The organism is Selenomonas sp. FC4001 (genome assembly GCF_000701565.1).
Lineage (GTDB): Bacteria > Bacillota > Negativicutes > Selenomonadales > Selenomonadaceae > Selenomonas_A > Selenomonas_A ruminantium_B.
Genome location: NZ_JNJF01000021.1, coordinates 1 through 17,599 on the forward strand (window position 1 = coordinate 1; position 17,599 = coordinate 17,599).

Annotated in this window: 14 protein-coding genes and 1 rRNA gene; 14 read left to right on the forward strand and 1 reads right to left on the reverse strand. The window is 51.5% G+C overall.

All coding sequences use genetic code 11. From position 1 onward, the window contains the following. Window positions 1-422 precede the first annotated feature (422 nt). The 6 genes from purB (at window position 423) to T320_RS09580 (ending at window position 5,976) form a co-directional block, all read left to right on the forward strand. Window positions 423-1,715: an adenylosuccinate lyase gene (purB, locus tag T320_RS09555; RefSeq protein ID WP_037355299.1), complete on the forward strand. Its 1,293-nt coding sequence runs from the start codon at window positions 423-425 to the stop codon at window positions 1,713-1,715. Window positions 1,716-1,750: 35 nt separating this feature from the next. Further along, window positions 1,751-3,037 (forward strand): adenylosuccinate synthase, encoded by a 1,287-nt coding sequence (locus T320_RS09560; RefSeq protein WP_037355302.1) that lies wholly within the window; start codon window positions 1,751-1,753, stop codon window positions 3,035-3,037. 230 nt (window positions 3,038-3,267) lie between these two features. After that, entirely contained in the window at window positions 3,268-3,477 is a 210-nt protein-coding gene (locus tag T320_RS09565; RefSeq protein WP_037355304.1) for a 4Fe-4S binding protein, read from the forward strand. Next, entirely contained in the window at window positions 3,474-4,616 is a 1,143-nt protein-coding gene (locus tag T320_RS09570; RefSeq protein WP_037355306.1) for a 2-oxoacid:acceptor oxidoreductase subunit alpha, read from the forward strand. Before T320_RS09565 ends, T320_RS09570 begins: the two co-directional genes overlap by 4 nt. Then, a complete protein-coding gene (locus T320_RS09575) occupies window positions 4,613-5,446 on the forward strand; it encodes a thiamine pyrophosphate-dependent enzyme (protein WP_037355307.1) in 834 nt (277 codons plus the stop codon). Before T320_RS09570 ends, T320_RS09575 begins: the two co-directional genes overlap by 4 nt. Beyond that, entirely contained in the window at window positions 5,443-5,976 is a 534-nt protein-coding gene (locus tag T320_RS09580) for a 2-oxoacid:acceptor oxidoreductase family protein (RefSeq protein ID WP_037355308.1), read from the forward strand. Before T320_RS09575 ends, T320_RS09580 begins: the two co-directional genes overlap by 4 nt. A gap of 281 nt (window positions 5,977-6,257) precedes the next feature. Here T320_RS09580 and fliD read toward each other — a convergent pair whose 3' ends face one another. Next, window positions 6,258-7,199, reverse strand: coding sequence for a flagellar filament capping protein FliD (fliD, locus tag T320_RS09585; RefSeq protein WP_051608707.1), 942 nt, complete (start codon window positions 7,197-7,199; stop codon window positions 6,258-6,260). 372 nt (window positions 7,200-7,571) lie between these two features. On the opposite strand from fliD, the gene pyk reads away from it, so the two are divergent. From pyk to T320_RS09630, 8 genes are all read left to right on the forward strand, one after another. Next, window positions 7,572-8,984, forward strand: a complete 1,413-nt coding sequence (pyk, locus tag T320_RS09590) for a pyruvate kinase (protein WP_037355309.1) — start codon at window positions 7,572-7,574, stop codon at window positions 8,982-8,984. Window positions 8,985-9,376: 392 nt separating this feature from the next. Beyond that, window positions 9,377-10,138, forward strand: coding sequence for an MBL fold metallo-hydrolase (locus T320_RS09595; RefSeq protein ID WP_037355310.1), 762 nt, complete (start codon window positions 9,377-9,379; stop codon window positions 10,136-10,138). A gap of 16 nt (window positions 10,139-10,154) precedes the next feature. After that, window positions 10,155-11,258 (forward strand): S1C family serine protease, encoded by a 1,104-nt coding sequence (locus T320_RS09600; protein WP_037355311.1) that lies wholly within the window; start codon window positions 10,155-10,157, stop codon window positions 11,256-11,258. Beyond that, window positions 11,258-11,737 (forward strand): 23S rRNA (pseudouridine(1915)-N(3))-methyltransferase RlmH, encoded by a 480-nt coding sequence (rlmH, locus tag T320_RS09605; protein WP_037355314.1) that lies wholly within the window; start codon window positions 11,258-11,260, stop codon window positions 11,735-11,737. The genes T320_RS09600 and rlmH overlap by 1 nt, the downstream gene beginning before the upstream one ends. A 72-nt stretch (window positions 11,738-11,809) precedes the next feature. Continuing rightward, window positions 11,810-12,802 carry a 5-bromo-4-chloroindolyl phosphate hydrolysis family protein gene (locus T320_RS14400; RefSeq protein WP_177241787.1) on the forward strand — a complete coding sequence of 331 codons (993 nt, stop codon included), beginning with the start codon at window positions 11,810-11,812 and terminating at the stop codon, window positions 12,800-12,802. Window positions 12,803-12,816: 14 nt separating this feature from the next. Further along, on the forward strand, window positions 12,817-13,974 hold the full coding sequence (locus tag T320_RS09620; RefSeq protein ID WP_051608708.1) for a toxic anion resistance protein: 1,158 nt from the start codon (window positions 12,817-12,819) through the stop codon (window positions 13,972-13,974). A 3-nt stretch (window positions 13,975-13,977) separates the two neighbouring features. Then, window positions 13,978-15,960, forward strand: a complete 1,983-nt coding sequence (locus T320_RS09625) for a penicillin-binding protein (RefSeq protein WP_037355316.1) — start codon at window positions 13,978-13,980, stop codon at window positions 15,958-15,960. A 1,145-nt stretch (window positions 15,961-17,105) separates the two neighbouring features. Continuing rightward, a 16S ribosomal RNA gene (locus T320_RS09630) occupies window positions 17,106-17,599 on the forward strand; the annotation flags it as partial.

The window sequence follows — 17,599 nt, forward strand, 5'->3', positions numbered from 1 at the left end:
GCTGAACATACGCGCCGCCGGTCTTGCCCGGCGCAGGTAACTAAAAAGCCCATACATTTACTTGTGGGTCATTCAGTGCAACGGCGAAAAGTATTACCACCTCCGCCCCCACTGAGCTGTAACAACTAGAAATAATCTCGCAATAACATCGACAAACTGCAATTTATATATGTGGATAAACTGTAGATGTGTTTTACAACGCATTTGTTCATTGTAATTGCATCTTTGTGCATGATTGACGGCGGAGGTTGACACTGGCCCTGCGCTTTGCTATTATAAGAAAGGGAAACTAAAGAACTTTCTCCAAACTCAAAATGAGGCTGAAGCTCGCAGATGGCGGGGCAGTCAATTTGAGTTTTTTTATCGTGTTTTCACTTCCGCGGTGCAGTGACGCCGCAAGAATCCTGAGGAGGAATTCACTAATGATTGAACGTTACACCAACCCGGAGATGGGTCACCTGTGGTCCATCGAGAACGAATGGCAGCAGATTCTCGAAGTAGAGATGGCTGCCTGCGACGTTATGGCGGAGCTGGGGGAAATCCCGGCTGAGGCTGCGAAGAACATTCGCGCCAAGGCAAAGTTTGATGTGAAACGCATCAAGGAAATTGAATCCGTTACGCATCATGACATCATTGCTTTTCTGACCAATGTCGCCGAAAACGTTGGTGAGGATTCCAAGTATGTGCATAAGGGGCTGACGTCGAGCGACGTTAAAGATACCGCTTACTGCATGATGATGCGGGATGCCGCAGACATCATCTTAGATGATTTGCGCAAATTCCGTGAGGTTCTGCGCCGCCGTGCCGTGGAATTCAAGCATACGCCCTGCATTGGCCGAACCCATGGCATTCATGCCGAGCCCATGACATTTGGTCTGAAGATGGCTTTGTGGAGTGCGGAAATTGAACGCGATATCGAGCGTGTGGAGCATGCCCAAAAGACGGTTTCCGTCTGCAAACTCTCCGGTGCGGTTGGTACTTACTCCAATATCGACCCGGAAATCGAGCAGCGTGTGGCTAAGAAGCTCGGCCTTACGCCGGTGCCGCTGGCTACGCAGGTTATTCAGCGTGACCGCCATGCTGAATTCGTAACGACCTTGGCCATTGTTTCGAGCACGCTCGAAAAGATTGCTACGGAAGTCCGCAATCTGCAGCGCACGGATATCCGTGAAGCAGAAGAATATTTCTCTCCGGGGCAGAAGGGGTCTTCGGCTATGCCGCATAAGCGCAACCCCATCAACTGCGAACGCATTTCCGGTATGGCGAGACTTGTGCGCGGCAACGCCGTAGCAGCACTGGAAGATATCACCCTTTGGCATGAACGTGATATTTCCCATTCCTCTGTTGAGCGTGTTATCCTGCCGGACAGCACCATCAACGTGGATTACTGCACGCGGAAGCTCACGAATATCATTGATAAACTGTTGGTTTACCCGGACAAGATGCTCCACGATATGGAGCGCACGGGCGGCCTTATCTACAGCCAGCGCATCATGCTGACGGTGGTCAGCAAGGGTGTACTGCGTGAAGATGCCTACAAGTGGGTACAGCGCAATGCCATGAAACGCTGGATGGAAGGCCAGGATTTCCGCACGAGTGTGGAAAATGACCCGGATATCACGAAATACCTGACCAAGGAAGAAATCGATGATTGCTTCGATTACAAATACTTCCTGCGTCATGTAGATATGATTTTTGAACGTTTTGGCCTTTGATTTTACATAAATCAAGGGATTAAGGAGAGAGACTTATGTCAACAGTAGTAGTAACAGGTACCCAGTGGGGCGATGAAGGCAAAGGCAAAATCGTGGACTATCTGGCTCAGCAGGCCGACACGGTAGTACGCTTTCAGGGCGGCAGCAATGCCGGCCATACGGTTATGGTAGATGGCGAGGCTTATAAGCTGCGCCTGATGCCCTCCGGGATTCTGTTCAAAGGTTCGCACTGCATTGTCGGCAACGGCGTGGCTTTTGACCCGATGGTTATGCTCGAAGAAATGGATGGTCTGGCTGAACGCGGCGTTGACCTGTCCGGCATCCGCATTTCCAATCGTGCTCATGTGGTTCTGCCCTATCACCGTCTGATGGACGGCATTGGCGACGAAGCCCGTGGCGACAACAAGATTGGCACCACCAAGCGCGGTATCGGCCCCTGCTACATGGACCGCGACAACCGCATTGGTATCCGCGTCTGCGATTTGATGGATGAGGAAGAATTCGCTAAACGCCTCAAAGAAAACCTCGAAATCAAGAACAAGGAACTGAAACTCCTGTATGACCATGAGCCGCTGTCCTATGACGAAATCCTCAAGGAATACTTAGGCTATGCAGAACGCCTGCGTCCATATGTCTGCGACACGATTGCTCTCCTGAATGACGAAATCAAAGAAGGCCGCAAGATTCTCTTTGAAGGTGCACAGGCTACGATGCTCGACATCGACTATGGCACATATCCGTACGTTACGGCCTCCCATCCGATTTCCGGTGGTGTGGGCGTAGGCGCTGGTGTTGCTCCTAACAAGATTGACAAAGTGGTTGGTATCGTCAAGGCTTACTGCACCCGCGTTGGCGAAGGCCCCTTCCCGACGGAACAGCTCAATGCCATCGGCGAAAAAATCCGTGAAGAAGGCCATGAATATGGTGTAGTTACGGGCCGTCCCCGTCGTACGGGCTGGCTCGATGCCTGCGTGGTTCGCTACGCTGGCCTGATTTCCGGCATTGACTACATGGCTGTTACGCGTCTGGACATCCTCGATAACTTCGAAGAAATCAAGATGTGTGTAGCCTACAAGTACAAGGGCGAAATCCTCAATGAAATCCCCGCAAGCCTTAAAGTGCTGGCTGAAGTAGAGCCGGTTTATGAGACTTTTGAGGGCTGGAACACGGATATCAGCAAAGTCCGCAAGTATGAAGACCTGCCGGAAAACGCCAAGAAGTATCTGGAACGCATGGCAGCAGTAACCGGCATCAAGCTCGGCATTGTCTCCGTAGGTCCGAACCGCGATGAAACCATCGTATTGGCTAAGGATATTTTCTAAATCAATATAGATAAACAAATCTCCTCCGTAAAAGGGGGAGATTTTCTTTTTATGGCGAACAATTACATTAGGAGTTGTAAAGGCGTACTGTTTATGTATACATTACTTAAATTTACAAAAACGGTAGATTTTTATACAACTTTCTGCTATGATGTAAAAGTATATAAGAAAAGAGTATATTTTCTATATAAATTAAGTCATATCTAACTGTGTAATTGGAGGCGGAGTTTATGAAAGCAGAGATTAGCGTCAAGCTGGCGCGGTGCAAAGGGTGCGGAATTTGCGCGGCCTTTTGCCCTAAGTCGGTGCTGGCTATAGATGAGCTGGGCAAGGTTCAGGTGGTAAATCCAGATGCTTGTATCGGCTGTGGGCAGTGTGAACTGCGTTGTCCGGATTATGCAATTTTTGTGGATAAAGATGCAAAGGGGGGCGTAGCATGAGCAAGGCAAGATTGATGCAGGGCAACGAAGCCTGTGCCGAAGCAGCAATCGCTGCGGGTGTGAATTTCTTTGCCGGTTATCCGATTACTCCCTCCACGGAAATCGCAGAAACCATGGCAAAACTTCTGCCTCAGCATGGCGGCAAGTTTATCCAGATGGAGGATGAAATCGCTTCGATGGGCGCAATTTTAGGCGCTTCGCTGGCCGGCTGCAAGGTTATGGATGCTACTTCCGGGCCGGGCTTTTCCTTGAAACAGGAGCTCATTGGCTATGCCGCCTGTGCAGAGATTCCCTGCGTTTTGGTGGATGTGCAGCGTGTCGGCCCGTCTACCGGCCAGCCGACAGCTCCTTCGCAGGGTGATGTGATGCAGGTGCGCTGGGGGACACATGGCGACCATCCGGTGATTGCACTGTCTCCCTGGAGTGTGCGCGAAACCTATGATGCTACGGTTATGGCTGTGAATTATGCCGAGCGTTTCCGCACACCGGTAATGCTTTTGATGGATGAGATGGTCGGACACTTGCGGGAGAAGGTGGAACTTCCCGAAAAAGTAGATGTCTATCCCCGCCGTAAGCCGACGAAAACGCGGGCGGAAGGTTATCAGCCCTTTGCGCCGGAGGAAGATTTGGTACCCAATGTGGCGGATTTTGGCGAAGGTTATCATATCCATGTGACGGGGCTTATCCATGATGAAACAGGTTTCCCTGTGGGCAGCCCGAAGGTGACGGAAGAATCCATCCGCCGCCTGCATGAAAAAATCGAGCGTGCCGGTGAGGAAATCATTCATACGGAAAGTTATTTTATGGAGGATGCGGAATATGCTGTGGTATCCTTCGGCGGTACGGCAAGAACGGCTTATGAGGCGGTGCGTGAAGCCCGTGCAGCTGGCAGGAAAGTCGGTCTTGTGCGTTTGATGACTATTTGGCCGTTTGCGGACAAGGTGATTGCAGAATTGGCCGCCAAGGTCAAGGGAATTGTCGTAGCCGAGCTGAACTATGGGCAGATTGTCCATGAGGTACGGCGGGCGGCTAACGGAGCTTGCCCCGTAAGCCTCTGCGGCAAGTACAACATGCGGGCCTTTGAACCCGGCGAGATTTTAGCAAGTATCAATGAATTGGTAAAGGAGGTTGAAGGATGATGGCCGAAAGAGAATATGAAAAGTATTTCCGTCAGAACCGCCTCCCGCACCTCTGGTGCCCTGGCTGCGGCAACGGCATTGCCATGAAGGCTATCGTGCAGGCGATTGCCAAGCGTCCAGAACTCAATCAGGATAATACGGTGATTGTTTCTGGTATCGGCTGTTCTTCCCGTGCTTCGGGTTATATGGATTTTGATACCCTGCATACGGCACATGGGCGCGCGATTCCCTTTGCCACGGGGATTAAGCTGGCAAGACCGGACCTCAATGTAGTGGTCATTACCGGCGATGGCGATTGCACCGCGATAGGCGGCAATCACTTCATCCACGGCTGCCGCCGTAATGTGGATTTGACGGTGGTACTGTTCAACAACAATATCTACGGCATGACGGGCGGTCAGGCTTCGCCCATGACGCCGACTGGCCGCAAGGCAACCACCGCGCCTTATGGCTCCGTTGACCGTCCCTTTGATGCCTGCGCTTTGGCTGAAGCTGCGGGAGCTACCTATGTAGCTCGCTCCACAGCCTTCCATGTGCAGCATTTGACGGATATGATTGCCAAGGCCTTTGACAACCATGGTTTCTCCTTCGTGGAAGCACTGGTGCAGTGTCCGACCGCTTATGGCCGCAAGAATAAACTGGGCAGTCCGGCAGATATGCTCAAATGGATGCGGGATAATGCCGTGATGAAGGCGGCCTGGGATAAACTCGACCCGGCCACAACGGCGCCGGAAAAATTCCCCATTGGCCTGCTGTATGAAGCAACGGCCATGGATTACGATACGGCCTATGACCAAGTGATTGAACGGGCAGGAGGTGCACACGCATGAAAAAACAATTAAGACTCTCCGGCTCCGGCGGTCAGGGCGTAATCACAGCGGCCATCCTGCTGGCTGAAGCGGCAGTGGCCGAAGGCAAAGAAGCAGCACAGAGCCAGTCCTACGGCCCCGAAGCCCGCGGCGGTGCCTCAAAAGCCGAGGTCATCATCAGCGATGAAATCATCTACCACCCCCATGTGGAAACGCCGGATTTGGTACTGGCCATGACCCAGAAAGCCGCGGACAAATATTACAGCGACCTGCACAAGGATGGCCTGCTTATTCTCGATGACAGCCTCGTGCCAGAAACACCGGATTTCCCGCATGTGGTTCGCCTGCCGATTACAAAACTTGCCGTCGAAGAACTCGGCAAGGCCCTCTTTGCAAATATCGTGGCCTTGGGCGCCCTCGTGCGCATCACAGGACTGGTGCAGTTAGACACGGTTAAGGACTTTGTGAAAAAACGCGTGCCGCCCCATACGGTTGAAGCCAATATGAAGGCCTTACAGCTGGGCTGGGATGCAGCAGCTGATGTGCATTAAATAGTAACGGATAAGACGAAGACAAGATAGTTAACAAAATAATACGATACAAAAGCCAGCGGCAGTATGTTCCTGCACGATTTACACGCATAGCGCGTACTAGTGCAGGAGCATACTGCCGCTGGCTGACTGTTGGCATCGATGTAAAAAGACGCCCGGTGGCTGATAATACTTTTCCTCTGCTTATGCAGGCTTGCCTAACGCGACGGAAAAGCATTATCAGCCACCGGGCTTTGGTCGTGGAATCTCTGTGACCTGAGTTCATAGGAGTAGGTTGCTCCTTAGAACATTGAGCTGAAGAGATTCCCAATCATACCGTACTGAACGGTGGCGTTCAGCACCTGTGGGTTTGTGTAGGCCGAGGCGGTCTTGATGGAATTGCCGAACATGCTCTGCAAAGAGGGGAACAGCTTATCGCTCTGGCTATTGGCCTGCGCGAGATGCTGTTCTGTCTTGCCAGCCAGACCGTTAGCCCCCAGGGCGTTTTTCACCCGGTCACCGTTTTCGGTGAGGGCTTTGGCCAGCTTGTCTTCATCGACACTCATCTTGCCCGTCTTGCTGTCCACCGTGATACCAAGCTGATTGTAAGTGTCAGCCCGATATGTGGTGTCGGCGAAAGACTTATGGAGCGATTCCATTCTCTTTCCCACACTGCTGTAATCGCTGGTGAGGTCTAAGGCATCGTTGTAGTCGGAGACCAGCTGTTTGACATTGCCGATGGCGGCTTTTAGGCCATCGCTGTAAGTCTTGCTGCCGTCCTCGGCTTCTTTGATGTCGTCCGCACTGAATTCGTAACTCATGTTCTTGACGGTCTTGGCCGATTTTTCTAAATCGCCCATATAGGCCTTGAACTGGGTGTCAAAGGTGGACTTGGCTTCATTGTAGGAGTTCACAAGTCCTGCCGCGCTGGAAGATACCCCGGAAAGGGCACTGAGGTTGGCGAGCCCGCTGGAGTACGAATTGGTGTAATCGGACCAAAGGCTGGCGATGGAGTCCTGGGCGGCATTTGTCTTTTTGCTGCCATGAGCCGAATCAAAAGAGCCGACTAAATTGCTCAGCTTGCTGACATTGGCCGCCGCCGTGGCATAGCTCTTGCTCTGGGCAGAAGAAGATTCCTCTGCTTTGCTGGCTTCCTTCTGTGCCGTGGTGGTGGCCTGCGTGTCGCCCTGGGCCATCTTGTACATCGTGTACGTATCCCTGGTCATTGCCGAAATGGTAGACATGATACATCCTCCTTTCCCACTTTTTGGAAAGTGCAACACTTCCCTTATAGGTATATCGTCAATTTTGCCCGGAAGGATAAGCTGTTTTTGATGCTGGGAACAATTCCAATCAATAGGGATGATTGGCCCGTATATCGGGGAATAAAAGCAATAAATTTCAAAGAATGAGCCGCTTTTCAGAAAATATATTTTTCCATAGATTTTCGCCGAAAATGTTTTACTTATGGGGACAAAGAGTGTAGAATAGAAGCTGATGGGAAAATTTTCCCTGTTAAATTAGGCCGTAGACAGGACGCCATACAGCGACTCCCCGAAGGGGAGGTGTCCGTCTAAAATATAATATGTAGTAAAAGAATAGGTGGGGTTTACAACATGTTAAAAAAGACGAAAATCGTTTGCACGCAGGGTCCGTCCACAGAGAAACCGGGCGTAATTGATGCACTGATTGCCAATGGCATGAACTGCGCACGCTTCAACTTCTCCCATGGTGACCACGCAGAACATCTTGGCCGTATCAATATGGTTCGTGAAGCTGCCAAGAAGGCTGGCAAGGTTATCTCTTTAATCCTCGATACCAAAGGTCCGGAAATGCGTCTGGGCGAGTTCAAAGATGGCAAAGTTATGCTCGAAAAGGGCAACAAGTTCACTTTGACCTATGACGATGAACCGGGTGATGAAACTCATGTTTCCGTAAACCACAAAGGTCTTTACACGGAAGTTAAGCCTGGCGACACCCTGCTCCTCTCCGATGGTCTCGTAGCCCTCAAAGTCGATGAAATCAAGGGCAAGGATATCGTTACGACCATCCAGAACAGCGGTAAGATGAGCACGCGCAAGCGTGTAGCTGCTCCGGGCGTACCCCTTGGTCTGCCTCCTATCTCCGAACAGGATGCTAAGGACATCATCTTTGGCTGCGAACAGGACATGGATTTCGTAGCTGCTTCCTTCATTCAGCGTCCGGATGATGTTATCGCCATCCGCAAGCTCATCGAAGAGCACAATGGCCACATGGAAATTCTGCCGAAGATCGAAAACCTCGAAGGTGTTAAGAACTTCGATGCAATCCTGGAAGTTTCCGACGGCATCATGGTTGCCCGTGGTGACCTGGGCGTAGAAGTTCCGGCAGAAGATGTGCCCCTTATTCAGAAGGAAATCATCCGCAAGTGCAACGCTGCTGGCAAACCGGTTATCGTTGCTACGCAGATGCTCGACTCCATGGAACGCAACCCGCGTCCGACCCGTGCAGAAGTTTCTGACGTTGGTAACGCCATCCTCGATGGTACGGATGCCATCATGCTGTCCGGCGAAACGGCTTCCGGTGACTATCCGGTAGAAGCTGTTTCTACGATGAACCGCATTGCACAGCGCATGGAAAGCTCCCTTGAATACAAGGAACTCTATGTAGAACGTGGCCTGCAGCACATGGAATCCCGTACGCGTGCTATCGCTCATGCTACGGTTCAGATGGCTTATGAGCTCGATGTTCCGGCTATCATCACGCCGACCGAATCCGGTTACACGACGAAGGTCGTTTCCAAGTATCGTCCGAAGGCTGCTATCGTAGCTTACACGCCGAGCGAAAAAGTTCTGCGTCAGCTGAACCTGCGTTGGGGCGTATATCCGGTACTCGGCACCCAGTGGAGCGATGTGGATGAAATGATCAGCAATGCAACGGCTGCTGCTGTTAAGGAAGACCTCGTACAGCGCGGCGACCTCACCATCATCACCTCCGGTGTGAAGGCTGGCAAGGGTAACTCCAGCTCCGTACGCGTGTACAACATCTAATGAATAATACCACGATGCGATTCGATTGACATCGTAGCTAAAAGGCTCGGTGACTTATTCCTGCGCAAGTACGCGCTTTGCGCGTAAAATGCTCAGGAACAAGTCACCGAGCCCTTGTTGGTTATGTAATCAATATTGAACGCATTGTTCGATACGTTAATAGATTTCTTCTTTAGCGGGGAGCTAAAACTACCTTCGAAAGTCCGTGGTGACTTGTTCCTAAGCGATTTACACGCTTGCGTGTACTAGCGCAGGAATAAGTTACCACGGGCTTGCGGCTGGAATTCTGGATTTTTCTTTAGTTGTTATCTGGGAACAATGGCGTTATAATGAAAAAGTGTTATCTTTACAGATAATTTACATAGTCAAGTGTTAAGATAGGAGCCGTAGGGATGCAGGTTAGGATTCTGGCCAGTGGCAGCAAAGGGAATGCCGTCTTTGTGGAAATGGATGGCACAAGGCTTTTGCTCGACGCTGGCATCAGTGCCACGAAAATTAAAAAAGGATTGCTGGGGATTGGTGTAGAGCCTTCCTCTTTGGATGGTGTGCTCATTACCCATGAACACCGTGACCATGTGGCGGGGCTGCCTACTTTGTGCAAATGGTACCACCTGCCCATCTTCACCCGACCTGGCACAATTGAACATATGAAAGAGCGGGCGGCGATTCCGGCGGAGTGCTTCTGTCCTATTGGTGAAGCGTTTGCCATCAATGGGCTGAACATTGAGAGCTTTAACATCTCCCATGATGCGGCAGAACCTGTGGGCTACCGCTTGAAAGGGCGCAAGAACGTGACTTTGGCCACGGATTTGGGTTTTGTGACGTCCAGTGTGCAGGCTGCCATTGAAGGGGCGGACGTATTGATTTTGGAATCCAATCACGACCCGGAGGTCCTGAAACAGGGCAGTTATCCTTGGCCGCTTAAACGGCGTATCCTGTCCAACCGGGGGCATCTGGCCAATTCGGATGCAGCTTGGGCGCTTATCCGCATGCAGAAACGGCCGGAGAAGGTTTTTCTGGCGCATCTGTCCGAGGAAAACAATCGCCCGGAACTGGCAGAGAATACGGTGCAGGGAATTTTGGAGCGTCAGGGTGTCAATATTGATTTAACAGTGGCCAGCCAAACTGAAATGGTGAGCTGGTACTTGAATTGAATTTGGAGGGATTTTCATGAATAAGAAGAAAACTTCACTGATGGTTGCTGCTATGCTGGCTGTGTCGGCCATTACTTTTTCCGGCTGTTCGGCAGGAACGGCGGCGGATAACAGCGCCAGTGTCAGCGAATCCGCGCAGGGTTCCCAGAAGGCAAATGCTGATGTAAAACTTTCCGATGCTAGAAATACCCCGGCAGTGCGGGCAGCCAAGATGGTGGGGCCTGCTGTGGTAGGTATTACCAATAAAGCAGTGGTTCGGGATTGGTTCAATAATCCTGTGGAAACCCAGGGCGTAGGTTCTGGCGTTATCTTCCGTGAGGATGGCTACATCGTGACCAATAACCATGTGGTCAGCGGTGCGAAGGAAATCATCGTGTCCCTGTCCGATGGCCGCAGCCTCAAGGGCAAGCTGATTGGCGCTGATGAGCTGACGGATTTGGCTGTGGTGAAGGTGGATGGCAAGGACCTGCCCACGGCAAAATTTGGCGATTCGGATCAGATTGTGGTCGGGGAACCGGCTATTGCCATCGGCAACCCCATGGGTCTGGAATTCCGGGGCAGTGTCACCAGCGGTGTGGTGAGTGCCGTTAACCGCACGCTGGATATCAGTGACAAGCTGGTGAAACTGATTCAGACGGATGCAGCCATTAACCCCGGCAACTCCGGTGGTGCGCTTGTGAATGCGGATGGGGAAGTCATCGGCATCAACAGCGCCAAGCTGGCTGCCAGCGGCGTTGAGGGCATGGGCTTTGCCATTCCCACCAATACAGTGCAGAACATTATTGATGAGATTATGAACAAGGGCTATGTAGCTCGTCCCTATCTCGGCGTGTCCGTATTTGACCCCCAGACTGCTGGCCGTTATGGCTATCAGCTGAATATCGACAAGGGCGTTTACATCTTCCAGCTGACGCTCAATGGCCCCTGTGGCAAGGCCGGTCTCCAGCGTGGCGACATCATTCTGAAGGTCAATGATGAAGAGGTAAACAGCGTATCCGACCTGCGGGCCAAAGTGGCTGCGCATAAGGTAGGCGATACGGTGAAAGTCACCTTTGACCGCAATGGTGCCAGCCGCAATGTGGATGTGGTGCTCGAAGAAATGCCGCAGGATAACCGCTGATGAAGATTACGATTGTCTGTGCAGGCAAAATCAAGGAGAAGTATCTCTCGGCGGGGATTGCCGAATTCATGAAGCGTTTGAAGCCTTTTGCCCAGGTGGAAATCCGGGAGATTCACGAGGAGAAGATGCCGGATTCGCCGTCTGATGCGGAAAAGGAACAGGTGCTTACCCGGGAAGGGGAAAAACTCCTGAAGCTGGTGCCGGAAGGCAGTTATCTCTTTGTGCTGGATGTATTCGGCAAGGAAAAATCCTCGGAGGAACTGGCGGCCTCAATCGACAAGTTGGGCCTTTCCGGTCGCAGCAATATCACCTTTTTGATTGGCGGGGCTTTTGGCCTTTCCAGCGAGGTGCGTAAGGCTGCAGATGAGCTCTTGAGCTTTTCGCGAATGACCTTTACCCATCAGATGGTAAGGCTCCTGCTCGTGGAACAAATTTACCGCGCCTTTAAGATTAACCGCGGGGAAAAATATCATTGGTAAGTGAAAGCCGTCCCTATTGGGGGCGGCTTTGTGGTATAATAAAACTAAATTTTGACCATAGGAGCGATGATCATGCGTAATTTATATGGTTTGTTGGCGCTGATTATGGGGCTGGCAGGAATTTTTTTGATGACTACGGAGTATGGTGCCGCCGGCTTAATTTCCATGTGTTTCATGGGGGGCTTTCTTTATCGGGGCCAGATGCCGGAAGAGCATAAGGAAATTAGGACGCAGTTAGATATCAGCCAGCTCAATGATGAGATGGCTGACACTGCCCTGTCGGATTGGAAAAAGGCACAGCTGGACTATAGCCGTGTGGAGACGGCCCGCAAGAAAATTCAGGACAGCCAGCTCAGCCGCCAACTGGGACTGATGCAGCAGGAAGCTGCCCGTCTGATGAATTATGTGGAGAAACATCCGGAACGGATAGCGGCGGCAGGACGTTTTATTCATTACTATCAGGACAGGGCAGCAAGTCTCAGTGAGCAGTTTCTGGAGCTTGAGGATACGAAACTGGATACCAGTCAGGTACGGCAGGTGAAAGAGCGTCTGCGGGACACTTTGGTGAGTTTTGATGAAGCCTACAGCGCGGAGTTTACCAAGATATTAAACAATCAGCTTTTGGATATGGATGCAGAACTGACAGTTATGCAGCAGTCTCTGGAGGCAGAGGGCATCAGTAATGTCCGCAACACGCCTGCGGCAGAACCGGCAGAAATACGCCCTAATAACCCCCTGCCTGCTACGGGCATCGGCCGCAAGAAAAAGCCTCGCGTGGGCGCGGTGACCAAGGCAGGGGAGACAAAAGCAGTTCCTTTTAAGACCCACGTGTTTGTGCCGGATCATCTGCGTATGGATGTACTGGCCTATAAAGTAATCATGAGTGCCTTGGCTATTTGTTTGGGGACTATTGGCGCCCATAAATTTTATCAGGGAAAGAACAAGTGGGGCTTTGCTTATATATTCTTTTGCTGGACAACGATTCCTACTATTGTTTCCATTGCGGAGGGCATTCGCTATCTTTTTATGCCAGTAAATAATTTTTATGAACAGTACTATCGATAACAGGAGGACTGACCATGGAAGTAAAATTGGAAGACCTGATGAAAGCGAAAACCAATATAGCAAGTGCGGATGTAACGCCGGCTAACCTGCCGTCCACGGAAGTGATGACGGCGCAGGTGGAACAGGTGGTAAATGACCTGAGTCCGGAGGAGCGGGCGCAGGTGGAAAAGATAAAGGATGAACTGGATTTGACGGATTCCACGGCCATCCTGCGCTTTGGTGCGCCTGCCCAGCAAAAGATTGCCGAGTTCTCGGACAGCGTATTGTCACAGGTGCGCACGAAGGACAGCGGCCCAGTAGGTGAACTGTTGGGAAGTCTGGTCAAGCAGGTTCGGGATTTTGAACCGGAGGAGAACAAGAGCTTTCTGACGAAGATTCCGCTGGTGGGCAGTCTCGTGAAAAAGGGCGAAGACATCAAACTGGGCTATGATAAACTCTCTACGCAGGTGGAGCGCATTCAGGGAAATCTGGAACAGGCCAAGCTTAAGATGATGAAGGATGTAGCGCTTTTTGACAAGCTCTACGCAGAAAATCTCAGCTATTTCAAGCAGCTGCAGCTCTATATTCAGGCGGGCGAGGAGAAACTTACGGAAATGCGGGAGGTCACGCTGCCCAAACTGCGTCAGCAGGCGGCAGATTCCGGTGACCCCATGGCGGTACAGGTGGTATCAGACTTTGAAGCCAGTGTCAACCGTTTTGAGAAGAAGGTTCATGACCTCAAAATCAGCAAGACGATTGCGATTCAGTCGGCACCACAGATTCGCCTGATTCAGAACAATGACAAGGCGCTGATTGACCGGGTACAGACGGCTATCTACAGCACGATTCCTCTTTGGAAGAATCAGCTGGTTATTGCCTTGGGATTGCAGGCGCAGCAGGATGTCCTGCGCATGCAGCAGGCGGTAAGCAATACCACGAATGAACTGCTGCGCCGCAATGCGGAGCTTTTGCAGCAGAACAGCATTGAGACCGCGCAGGAGAATGAGCGCAGCATTGTGGATATCGAAACGGTGCGCGAGGTCAATGACCGCCTGATTAATACCATTGAAGAAACCATCAAGATTCAGCAGAATGGCCGGGCCAAACGGCAGGCGGCGGAAGCTGAACTCTTGCAGATTGAAGGCAGATTAAGGGAAACGCTGCTGAAAAACAGCGGCAGGCAGGAGGCTTAATACATGAAGAAGGAACGCCGCGCCGTCCAGCGGCGCATCAGCGTTTTGGCGTTTATTATGCTGGTAATGGTGGGCTTTATCGTCTGCCGGTATGCCTGGTTGCAGCTCGTGCAGGGAAGTTCTTTGAGCGAGCGCATGAAGGCACAGGTGGGGCAGGACTATGCGATTCAGTCTCCCCGAGGGGCAATTCTTGACCGCAATGGCCGTGAGCTCGCGGTCAGCACGATGACCAAGTCCCTCTACATTGACCCCTCTCATGTGGATAATCCGCAGGAAGTGGCGGCCAATCTGGCGCCGCTTATCGGCCAGACGGAGCAGGATATTCTGGATGATATCGCTGTGGGAGGCGGCTTTGTCTGGGTGAAACGGCGCATGGAGCAGTCGGAATACGAGGCTGTGCGTCAGCTGATTAAAGAAAAGAACTATATTTCCTGTCTAAATTTCCGGGACGAGGCCAAACGCTATTACCCCAATGATGTTCTGGCGGCCAATGTGCTGGGCTTTGTGGGCACCGATGACAAGGGCCTTGACGGGGTGGAACAGGCCTTGGATGCCCTGCTCAAGGGGGAAATCAAGGAAACCTATCTGACTACGGACCGGCAGGCCCGGCCAATTCTGGATTCCATTTTTTCCAACCGGCGGCGCTATATGGGCGATTCCTGCAAGACGGTGGAACTAACCATTGACAGTGCGATTCAGTTTATCGTGGAACAGGAATTGGACAGGGCCATTGCAGAGAACAATCCTAAGGCCATCACCTGCGTGGTGATGAATCCGAAAACCGGGGAAGTTCTGGCTATGGCATCTCGTCCCTCCTATAACCCCAATAAATTCTGGGATTATAATGCCGAGGTCTGGAAGAACCGCGCGGTGTCCTTTATCTATGAGCCGGGCTCTACCTTCAAGTCAGTAGTGGCAGGAGCAGCCCTGCAGGAAAAAGTGGTCAGCCCCAATCAGGTGTTCGTGGACCCGGGATACGTTATGGTGTCCGGGCGGCGGATTCAGAACTGGAACGGCGAAAGTTTCGGTACGGTGACCTTTACGGATGTGGTGAAGCAGTCGCTGAATACCGGTTTTGCTCAGGTCGGCTTGCGTCTAGGGGCAGAGCGTCTGATGAGTTATGCCCGCAATTTTGGCTTCGGTGAGCCTACGGGCATAGATTTGCCCGGTGAGGAAAGCGGTATCCTCTTTAAGCCGGAGGATATGCGGGATTCGGATATGGCAACCTCGGCCATTGGTCAGAGTATTGCCGTGACTCCTTTGCAGCTCGTTACGGCCGTTTCGGCTATCGCCAATGATGGCGTCCTGTTAAAACCGCATATCGTGAAGTCTATCCGCAATGCGGATGGCAGCGTCTATGAGGAACGGGGCAAGACGGAAGTGCGCCGGGTTATTGACTCGGCTACCGATAAGACGCTGATGGGGCTGCTGGAACAGGTCGTATCCAGCGGCGGCGGTGCCAAAGCGCAGGTGAAGGGGTATCGTATCGCTGGTAAAACAGGTACCGCCCAGAAAATCCGTGAAGATGGTAGTGGCTATATGGATGGCCGTTATATTGCTTCTTTCTGCGGGTTTGCGCCGGTGGAAGACCCGCAGCTGACGGTTCTCGTGATGATTGATGACCCCAGCGCGGGCAATTTCTATGGCGGCCAGATTGCAGCGCCTGTGGCCGGACGGATTTTTGCCCAGTTGTTCCGCTATTTGCATATTGAACCTTCCAGCGATCCCTTTGCTGGCATGGAACCAGCAGAGGAAAAGAAGCCCCGCCATAGACCGGCAAAACCCTTTACGGGAGTAGTGCCGGATGGCAAGGTAGTGGTGCCGGACTTCACGGGCAAGAGCCTGCGGGAAGCTGCAGGACTGGCGGCAGATAAAGGGCTGTCCTTCCAAAGTGAGGGCTCCGGGTATGCTGTGGGGCAGAGTATTGAATTGAATACGCTGGTGGATAAGGGCACGACGATTACTGTGTACTTTGAACCAGGATAATACGACGTACATCTATGTATAAAGACGCCCGCGGGGCTGGTGATATTTTCCTTCGTTATTGACAGGCTTGTAAAAGCTGGGGGAAATAACACCAGCCCCGCGGGTTTTTGCGTAGATTAAATTGCAGTTTGTCAGTGAGTACTGAAAGATTTTTGTTACAGATCAGTGAGGGCGGAGGTGGTAATACTTTTCGCCGTTGCACTAAATGACCCACAAGGAAATTTAGTGGACTTTTAGTAACCTGCGCCGGGCAGGCCGGCGGCGCGTATGTTCAGCTCAACTTCTAGGAACTTTTTGTTTGTGGGCCAGTCCTCACTGCGTTCGGACAGTCGTTCCACAGCGAAAAGCATCACCACCTCCGCCCTAAGCGATGTCCGTATAAAACGTAATTTTCGTGGAAACAAGTAGCAAGCACATCGATGTTCTTGTAACGGGAGCAACGAGTTCGTGGCAATAGTATAGGTCGTATCTTGGGGCGGACGGGGAGTGATTTTTCTGTCAGGAGCGACTGCCTGAACGCAGTGAAGGCCGGCCCCTGTAGAAAGCAGCTAAGCAAATACGTTGAAAGCAGCGCCGTTGGCCTGCCCGGCGCAGGTAACTGTACATCTCTCTTTTGCGAGGGGGTCGTTTAGCGGAAAACAGAAAAATCACTCCCCGTTCGCCCCTGACAACGTATGAACTAGATACCTTTAGCACGAACTGAACTCCCCGCAAACTGCAATTTTTAGCAGTTTTTAACTTTTTTTCAAAAAAGGTGTTGACATATAAGGAAAACTCGTGTAATATAATACAAGTCGCTGACAGACACGGACACGAAACGGTGTAGCGAAGCCTTGACTGGCGAGGCACTGATGAGTACCGAAAAGCTTCGAAAAAAACTTCAAAAAAGTTCTTGACAAGCTAAGCTGAATGCGATAAGATAAATGAGTCGCTTGAAGCGAGTACCCGAAAGGGCACAGGCGCCGATAACGACAAAACAGATTGTTCTTTGAAAACTAAACAATGCAAATAATCATGCAACATGATTAAAGCCAGATGTTTGAGAAGTGAAAACTTCTTATCAAAACATCGATTGGTATGAATAACATAGCAATCGGCAATTTCTTTAATAGATAATTGAGAGCTTGATTAAGTTCTTCATAAATTTTATGGAGAGTTTGATCCTGGCTCAGGACGAACGCTGGCGGCGTGCTTAACACATGCAAGTCGAACGAGACGATTTTAAGCTTGCTTAGAAAAGTCGAGTGGCAAACGGGTGAGTAACGCGTAGACAACCTGCCGCAAAGATGGGGACAACAGTCCGAAAGGACTGCTAATACCGAATGTTGTCAGATTCCCGCATGGGAGACTGATTAAAGATGGCCTCTACTTGTAAGCTATCGCTTTGCGATGGGTCTGCGTCTGATTAGCTAGTTGGTGGGGTAACGGCCTACCAAGGCGACGATCAGTAGCCGGTCTGAGAGGATGAACGGCCACATTGGAACTGAGACACGGTCCAGACTCCTACGGGAGGCAGCAGTGGGGAATCTTCCGCAATGGGCGAAAGCCTGACGGAGCAACGCCGCGTGAGTGAAGAAGGGTTTCGGCTCGTAAAGCTCTGTTGACGGGGACGAACGTGCGAGATGCGAATAGTTTCTTG

Bases quoted from the DNA above. Each gene is read 5' to 3' on its own strand.
- purB (WP_037355299.1), top strand. From the start codon at position 423: ATGATTGAACGTTACACCAACCCGGAGATGGGTCACCTGTGGTCCATC.
- T320_RS09560 (WP_037355302.1), top strand. From the start codon at position 1,751: ATGTCAACAGTAGTAGTAACAGGTACCCAGTGGGGCGATGAAGGCAAA.
- T320_RS09565 (WP_037355304.1), top strand. From the start codon at position 3,268: ATGAAAGCAGAGATTAGCGTCAAGCTGGCGCGGTGCAAAGGGTGCGGA.
- T320_RS09570 (WP_037355306.1), top strand. From the start codon at position 3,474: ATGAGCAAGGCAAGATTGATGCAGGGCAACGAAGCCTGTGCCGAAGCA.
- T320_RS09575 (WP_037355307.1), top strand. From the start codon at position 4,613: ATGATGGCCGAAAGAGAATATGAAAAGTATTTCCGTCAGAACCGCCTC.
- T320_RS09580 (WP_037355308.1), top strand. From the start codon at position 5,443: ATGAAAAAACAATTAAGACTCTCCGGCTCCGGCGGTCAGGGCGTAATC.
- fliD (WP_051608707.1), bottom strand. From the start codon at position 7,199: ATGTCTACCATTTCGGCAATGACCAGGGATACGTACACGATGTACAAG.
- pyk (WP_037355309.1), top strand. From the start codon at position 7,572: ATGTTAAAAAAGACGAAAATCGTTTGCACGCAGGGTCCGTCCACAGAG.
- T320_RS09595 (WP_037355310.1), top strand. From the start codon at position 9,377: ATGCAGGTTAGGATTCTGGCCAGTGGCAGCAAAGGGAATGCCGTCTTT.
- T320_RS09600 (WP_037355311.1), top strand. From the start codon at position 10,155: ATGAATAAGAAGAAAACTTCACTGATGGTTGCTGCTATGCTGGCTGTG.
- rlmH (WP_037355314.1), top strand. From the start codon at position 11,258: ATGAAGATTACGATTGTCTGTGCAGGCAAAATCAAGGAGAAGTATCTC.
- T320_RS14400 (WP_177241787.1), top strand. From the start codon at position 11,810: ATGCGTAATTTATATGGTTTGTTGGCGCTGATTATGGGGCTGGCAGGA.
- T320_RS09620 (WP_051608708.1), top strand. From the start codon at position 12,817: ATGGAAGTAAAATTGGAAGACCTGATGAAAGCGAAAACCAATATAGCA.
- T320_RS09625 (WP_037355316.1), top strand. From the start codon at position 13,978: ATGAAGAAGGAACGCCGCGCCGTCCAGCGGCGCATCAGCGTTTTGGCG.